Origin of the sequence: Kineococcus vitellinus (genome assembly GCF_009906315.1) — a bacterium.
GTDB lineage: Bacteria > Actinomycetota > Actinomycetes > Actinomycetales > Kineococcaceae > Kineococcus > Kineococcus vitellinus.
In genome coordinates this window covers 1-6,213 of sequence record NZ_JAAALL010000268.1, presented here as the reverse complement: position 1 = coordinate 6,213, position 6,213 = coordinate 1, and the positions used below count along the sequence as shown (strand labels likewise).

Annotated in this window: 5 protein-coding genes and 1 pseudogene; 5 read left to right on the top strand and 1 reads right to left on the bottom strand. The window is 76.7% G+C overall.

Going from position 1 to position 6,213, the window contains the following annotated elements; translation table 11 throughout:
• From GTQ99_RS18510 to GTQ99_RS18490, 5 genes are all read left to right on the top strand, one after another.
• A partial coding sequence (locus tag GTQ99_RS18510; protein ID WP_166617194.1) for a TolB family protein occupies positions 1-1,086 on the top strand: 1,086 nt, incomplete at its 5' end.
• Between the two features lie 75 nt (positions 1,087-1,161).
• Positions 1,162-1,965, top strand: a complete 804-nt coding sequence (locus GTQ99_RS18505; RefSeq protein ID WP_338075099.1) for a phosphotransferase — start codon at positions 1,162-1,164, stop codon at positions 1,963-1,965.
• 124 nt (positions 1,966-2,089) lie between these two features.
• A complete protein-coding gene (locus tag GTQ99_RS18500) occupies positions 2,090-3,610 on the top strand; it encodes an FGGY family carbohydrate kinase (protein ID WP_166617193.1) in 1,521 nt (506 codons plus the stop codon).
• A 53-nt stretch (positions 3,611-3,663) separates the two neighbouring features.
• On the top strand, positions 3,664-4,812 hold the full coding sequence (locus GTQ99_RS18495) for a zinc-dependent alcohol dehydrogenase (protein ID WP_166617192.1): 1,149 nt from the start codon (positions 3,664-3,666) through the stop codon (positions 4,810-4,812).
• A gap of 36 nt (positions 4,813-4,848) precedes the next feature.
• A complete protein-coding gene (locus GTQ99_RS18490; protein WP_166617191.1) occupies positions 4,849-5,427 on the top strand; it encodes a hypothetical protein in 579 nt (192 codons plus the stop codon).
• A gap of 8 nt (positions 5,428-5,435) precedes the next feature.
• Here GTQ99_RS18490 and GTQ99_RS18485 read toward each other — a convergent pair.
• Positions 5,436-6,191 (bottom strand): annotated as a pseudogene (locus GTQ99_RS18485) (SDR family NAD(P)-dependent oxidoreductase); the annotation flags it as partial.
• Positions 6,192-6,213: the final 22 nt, after the last annotated feature.

Here is a 6,213-nt window from a genome sequence, read left to right as displayed (position 1 = left end):
GCGCTGCTGGTGGGCACGGCGGCCCCCGCGGGGGCCCAGCCGGGGGTTCAGCAGGGCGCGCGCGAGGGCGCCCCGCCCGGTCCGGTGCTCGCCTTCGCCGGCCACGACGGCGCCGAGGGCGAGCCCGCCCTGCTCGGCCTCGACACCGGCACCGGCCGGCAGTGGCGGATCGCCGAGGGGTCCGCGCACGACGTGCACTTCTCCCCGGACGGGACGCGGGTCGCGTGGGTCGGGCACGGCGACGACGACCTGGGCGGCGTGCAGGTCGCCGCCGCCGACGGCAGCGGCCGGCAGCGGCTGGACGCCCCGGGCGACTCCCGGTCGCTGACGTGGGCGCCGGACGGCGCGCTCAGCTGGTTCCACCGCTCCGCCTGGTCGCCCGCGGACTGCACCGACCCCGACCGGCTCACCCGCGTGGACCTGGTGCACCGCACCGCCGACGGCGCGCAGCGCGTGCTGGGCACGGCCGCCGCGACCGCGACGCAGCTGCGCGCCTCCCCGGACGGGCGCACGCTCTCCTGGCTCGAGGGCGGTCCCGACGTCTGCGCCGCGGCGCCGACGCACCTCGTCCTCGCGGACGTCGCCACCGGCGCCCAGGTCGCCGTGGCGGGCACCGAGGACGCCGCGGACGCCTCCTCCTCCGCGGACTCGGCGACGCTGGCGCTGACCCACCGCGACGGCGACGTCGTGCTCGTCGACGTCGCCTCGGCCACGGCCCGCCGGGTGCGCACCGACGGCGTCCTGGAGCGGCACGCCCGGTTCACCGCGGGCGGGGAGCTGGTGCTCGCGCGCACCAGCGGCACCTCGCGGCGGCTGAGCCTGGTCGGCCTGGACGGGGGCGTGCACCGCGACCTCGGGGCGGCGCCGGAGCTCGTCGACGACCTCGTCGTCTGCCCGGACGGCGCGCTGGTCGTCGCGGGCCGCGCCGCCGGCGCCGCCGTCGGCTCGCTGCGGCGCCACCCGCTCGACGGCACCCCCGCGACGCCCCTGGGCGAGGCGGCCCGGGCGGTGGAGCCCGAGCTCGCCGTGGCGCCGTGGTCCTCCCCGGCCCCGGCGCTGGAGCGGCGCGCGCGCACACCGCGCTGAGGCCCCTGCGGGGTTCCCGGGGAGCGCGCGGGAACCCGCTGGACGCGCCGACCGCCGCCGGTCCAGGGTGGGGCGGTGGGCGAGGAGGCGGACGAGGAGGTCCTGACCGGTGGCGGCGTGAACCGGGTGGTGCGCCGCGGGGAGCGCGTGCTGCGCCCCACGGGCGCCTGGACGCCGCGGGTGCACGAGCTGCTGCGCCGGCTGGAGCGGGAGGGCTTCCGCGCCGCCCCCCGCGTGCACGGCACCGTCGACGGCCTGGAGGAGCTCGACTTCCTGCCCGGGCAGGTCTCGAACTACCCGCTGACCGACGCGGCCGCCTCCGAGGCGGCGCTGCGCTCCGCGGCGGCGCTGCTGCGCGAGTACCACGCGGTGACCGCCCGGTTCGCGCGGGAGCTGCCCCGCGACGGCTGGCTGCTGCCCGTCGCGGAACCCGTCGAGGTCGTCTGCCACGGGGACTACGCACCGCACAACTGCGTCCTCGACGGCGAGCGGGTCGTCGGCCTCATCGACTTCGACACCGCCCGGCCCGGTGCCCGCCTGCTCGACGTGGCGGGCGCCGTGCACCGGTGGGTGCCGCTGTCCTCGCCGCGCTCCGAGGGCGTGCGCGCGGACGCTGCCGAGCAGGCCCGCCGGCTGGCGCTCTTCTGCGAGGTCTACGGCCTCGGCGAGCGCGACCGCGCCGGGCTGCTGGACGCGGTGACCGCCTCCCTGGAGGGCCTGGTGCGGTTCATGCACGAGCAGGCGGCGGCGGGCAGCGCGGCGTTCGCCGGGCACGTCGCCGCCGGGCACGACCGCCTCTACCGCTCCGACGCCGAGCACGTCGCCCGCCACCGGGAGCTGTTCGAGCGGGCGCTGGGCGTCGGCGGGCGCGCGCGCTGAGCCCCGCTGCACGCCCGGTCCACGCCCGGTCCGCGCCTGCTCCGCACCCCGTCCGCACCCGGCAGCCGCCCGCGCCCGCCGGGTGACAGGATGCGCGCAGGACCGGCGCGAGGAGGCGTGCGAAGTGCAGTCACAGCGTGACCTGCTGCTGGGGGTCGACATCGGCACCGGCAGCAGCAAGGGCGTGCTCGCCACCCTGGACGGCAGGGTGCTGGCCCGCGCCTCGCGCCGCCACCGCACCGACAACCCCCGTCCCGGCTACGTCGAGCACGACGCCGACGCGGTGTGGTGGGCGGACTTCTGCGCGATCTCGCGCGAGCTGACCGCCCGGGCCGGCGACCCCGGCGACCCGGCCGCGGGACGGGTCGCCGCGGTCTGCGCCAGCGGCATCGGGCCGACCGTGCTGCTCGCCGACGGGCACGGCCGCCCGCTGCGCCCGGCCGTGCTGTACGGCGTGGACACCCGCTCCGTGCAGGAGGCCGCCGACCTGGAGGAGCGCTACGGCACCGAGGACCTGCTGCGCCGCTGCGGCTCCCGGATGTCCACCCAGGCCGCCGGCGGCAAGCTGGAGTGGCTGCGCCGCCACGAGCCGGACACGTTCGCCCGCGCCCGCTACTTCTTCATGTCGAACTCGTACCTGGTCTTCCGGCTGACCGGCGAGTACGTGCTCGACCGGCTCTCGGCGAGCCAGTCGACGCCGCTGTACGACCGGCACGAGGCCGCCTGGATCGCCGAGCGCTGCGAGCAGGTCGCCCCCGGCCTGCCGATGCCCCGCCTGGTGTGGCCCTCCGAGCGCGTGGGCGCGGTGGGCGCGGACGCGGCGGCGGCCACCGGCATCCCGGTCGGCACGCCGGTGGCCGCCGGCACCTGCGACGCGTGGGCGGAGGCGGAGAGCGTCGACGTGGGCCGCCCCGGCGACCTCATGGTCATGTACGGCTCGACGACGTTCTTCATCGCCGTCACCGACGGCCCGCGCTGCCACCCCTCGCTGTGGGGGACGGCGGGCAACCGCCCCGGGCAGAGCACGCTGGCGGCGGGCATGGCCAGCTCCGGCAGCGCCGTGGAGTGGTGGAGGGAGACGATCGGCTCCCCGGACGTCGCCTCCCTGGTGGGCGAGGCCGCGGCCGCCCCGCCCGGCGCGAACGGGCTGGTGGCGCTGCCCTACTTCGCCGGCGAGCGCACCCCCTTCGCCGACGCCGACGCCCGCGGCGCCCTGCTCGGCCTGACGCTGCGCACCACGCGCGGGGAGGTGGACCGCGCGCTGCTGGAGGCGACGGCGTTCGGCGTGCGGCACAACCTCGACGAGATGCGCGCGGCCGGGGTGGACATCCGCCGCGTCGTCGCCGTCGGCGGCGGCACCGGCTCGGCGCTGTGGCCGCAGATCGTCACCGACGTCACCGGCCTGCCCCAGGAGCTGCCGGCCGAGCGCATCGGCGCCTCGCTGGGGGACGCGAAGTTCGCCGCCGTCGCCCTCGGGGCGGTGGACGTCGACGCGACGTGGAACCGGGCGGAGTCGGTCACCGAACCCGGCGCGGACGCGGCCGGGGTGTACGGGGAGCTGTACCCGGCCTACCGGCGCCTGCACGAGGCGACGGCGGAGCTGCAGCACGTGCTCTCGGCGCTGGAGCGGCGCACCCGCACCTGAGGCCGGCCCGCGCTGCACTGGCGAGCGCCGGAGGAGCGGAGCACAGTTGACCCATGCGCGCCATGGTCTACCGCGGTCCGTACCGGATCAGGACCGAGGAGAAGGACGTCCCGCGGATCGAGCACCCCAACGACGCGATCGTCCGCGTCACGCTCGCCGCGATCTGCGGGTCCGACCTGCACCTGTACCACGGGCTCATGCCCGACACCCGCGTCGGGACGACGTTCGGGCACGAGTTCATCGGCGTCGTCGACAGCGTCGGCCCGTCGGTGCAGAGCCTCAAGCCCGGTGACCGGGTCATGGTGCCCTTCAACATCTCGTGCGGCTCGTGCTTCTACTGCGCGCGCGGGATGCTCGCCAACTGCCACAACGTCAACCCCAACGCCACGGCCGTCGGCGGGATCTACGGCTACTCGCACACCACCGGCGGCTACGACGGCGGCCAGGCCGAGTACGTGCGGGTGCCGTTCGCCGACGTCGGCCCCACCGTCATCCCCGACTGGATGCACGACGAGGACGCGGTCCTGCTCACCGACGCCACCGCCACCGGCTACTTCGGCGCCCAGCTCGGCGACATCCGCCAGGGCGACGTCGTCGTGGTCTTCGGCGCCGGCCCGGTCGGCCTGGTCGCCGCGCAGTCGGCGTGGCTCATGGGCGCCGGGCGGGTCATCGTCGTGGACCACCTGGACTACCGGCTGGAGAAGGCGCGCGACTTCGCGCACGCGGAGACGGTGAACTTCGCCGAGCACGACGACGTCGTGGTGCACCTGAAGCGGATCACCGACCACCTGGGCGCCGACGTCGCGATCGACTGCGTGGGCGCCGAGGCCGACGGCAACTTCATGCAGCAGGTGGCGGGCACCAAGCTGAAGCTGCAGGGCGGCTCCCCGGTCGCGCTGAACTGGGCCATCGACGCGGTGCGCAAGGGCGCGACGATCTCGGTGATGGGCGCCTACGGCCCCGTGCCGAGCGCCGTGAAGTTCGGCGACGCCATGAACAAGGGCCTGACGCTGCGGATGAACCAGTGCCCGGTGAAGCGGCAGTGGCCGCGCCTGTTCGAGCACGTCCGCAACGGCCACCTGCGCCCGCGCGACATGGTGACCCACCGCATCCCGCTGGAGCACATCGCCGAGGGGTACCACATCTTCTCCTCCAAGCTCGACGGGTGCATCAAGCCGCTCATCGTCCCCTCCGCCGCCTGAACCGCCGCCGAACCACCACCGCCCGAGGAGCCCGTCATGGCGTACTGGCCGCAGAAGCCGCCGCTGCCCGAGACCCCCGAGCAGCTGCGCGCGCGCATCCCCGGCTGGGGGGTGGACCTGGACCCGAAGGACCGCCCCTCCGTCCCGCAGGAGGTGTTCGACCCGGGCGCCTACGGCGCGCGCTGGGAGTTCCCGGACCGCCAGCCGGAGCGGTACGGACCGCGCGAGCGCTCGATCGAGCACGCGTTCCTGCCACCGGTCTTCGGCACCAGCGCCCCGCTGCACGGGGTGTCGGGACGCATCCGCCGCTTCGCCTACGACCGCTTCAGCGAGGGCCGCAACGCGCACTGGCTGCTGCTCATCGCCGCCGACCGCGTCGACACCTTCGAGGGCCTGCTCGCCTCCGCCGCGCGCGGGCGCCCCGACGACCCGGTCACCGAGACCGGGGTCCTCGCCGAGGCCCGCTCGCACCCGATCGCCTCGCGCGCCGGCCGCGTCGACACCCACCACCAGGTGCTCGACCCGCTGGTCGTCGGCGGCCCGTGGGTGCTGGCCGGGGCCGGGGTGCTGGCGGCCGCCGTCGCGGCGGGCCGGGCGCTCAGCCGGCGGGGCTGACCGGCGGCTCAGGCGACGGCGAACCCGCCGTCGAGCCGCAGGTCGACGCCGTTGACCATCGCGGCCGCGTCGGAGGCCAGGTACACGACGGCGCTGCCCACCTCGGCGGGCTCGACGAAGCGGCCCAGCGGGATGCGGGCGAGCATCGGCGCGCCCTTGGCCTCCTCGCCCCACACCCGCTGCCCCATCTCCGTCATGACGACCGTGGGGCTGACGGAGTTCGCCCGCACGCCCGAGGGGCCCAGCTCCAGCGCGAGGACCCTGGTCGCCATGATCAGCGCCGCCTTGCTGGCGCAGTAGGCGTAGTGCTCGGCCAGCGCGAGCGTCCCGGCGAGGGAGGAGACGTTGACGATGCTGCCGCGGCCGGCGGCGGCCATGGCCTCGCCGACGCGGGCGCCCAGCAGCGCCGGGGCGCGCAGGTTGACGGCCATCGTCAGGTCCCAGGTGGCGGCGTCGACGTCGACGACGTGCTGCGGGTGGGAGATGCCGGCGTTGTTGACCAGCACGTCCAGGCCGTCGAAGGCGGCGAGGGCCTCGGTGGCCAGGCGCTCGACCTCCTCGGCGCGGGTGAGGTCGGCGGGGACGACGGCGACCCGGACGCCGTGCTCGCGGCGCACGTCCTCGGCGAGGGCGTCCAGCGGCTGCGGCGAGCGGGCGCTGAGCACGAGGTCGGCGCCGGCGGCGGCCAGGGCGCGCGCGACGTCGGTGCCCAGCCCCTGCGAGGCGCCGGTGACGAGGGCGCGGCGGCCGGCGAGGCCGAAGGGGCCGCCGCGCCCTCGTCACCGG

What these genes read in the sequence shown, in the direction of transcription:
- GTQ99_RS18490 (WP_166617191.1), top strand. Translation starts at nt 4,849, where the DNA reads ATGGCGTACTGGCCGCAGAAGCCGCCGCTGCCCGAGACCCCCGAGCAG.
- GTQ99_RS18495 (WP_166617192.1), top strand. Translation starts at nt 3,664, where the DNA reads ATGCGCGCCATGGTCTACCGCGGTCCGTACCGGATCAGGACCGAGGAG.